At 66.9% G+C, this 652-nt stretch carries 1 protein-coding gene; it reads right to left on the reverse strand.

Annotated features, from left to right (window positions below; genetic code table 11):
• A partial coding sequence (locus ACFP3V_RS31315) for an electron transfer flavoprotein subunit beta/FixA family protein (protein ID WP_380591072.1) occupies window positions 1-638 on the reverse strand: 638 nt, incomplete at its 3' end.
• Window positions 639-652 lie beyond the last annotated feature (14 nt).

Raw genomic sequence — 652 nt, forward strand, 5'->3', positions numbered from 1 at the left:
TCCACCCCCAGATCATCCAGATCCCACGACTCCACCGGCTTCTTCTTCGCCGCCATGATCCCCTTGAACGACGGATACCGCGCCTCACCCGACTGATCCGTCACCGACACCAGCGCCGGCAACACCGCCTCCAACTGCTCCGACGCCACATCCCCGTCCCGGCGACCCGACACCACCCCCCCGGACACCGACAACTCCGACACCAACGTCACCGCCGGCACCCCCAACCGCTCCGCCACCAACGCCGGCACCACACCCATCGTGCCGTCCGTCGACGCCATCCCCGCCACCACCAGATCGAAGCCGGCCTTCTCCACCGCCCGCGCCAGCACCAACGACGTCCCCATCACATCCGACCCATGGATGTCCTCGTCGCTCACATGCACAGCCTTGTCCGCACCCATCGACAACGCCTTGCGCAACGCATCCCGCGCATCGTCCGGACCCACCGTCACCACCGTCACCTCGGCATCACCCGACGCCTCGGCCACCCGCAACGCCTGCTCCACCGCGTACTCGTCCAACTCCGACAACAGACCGTCCACACCCTCACGGTCCGTCGTACCGTCCTCCGCGAACCGGCGATCCCCGGTCGCATCCGGCACGTACTTCACCAAGACAACGATCCTCAAGCTCACGACCCGTCTCCTGT

Origin of the sequence: Streptacidiphilus monticola (genome assembly GCF_042658505.1) — a bacterium.
Taxonomy (GTDB): Bacteria; Actinomycetota; Actinomycetes; order Streptomycetales; family Streptomycetaceae; genus Streptacidiphilus; species Streptacidiphilus monticola.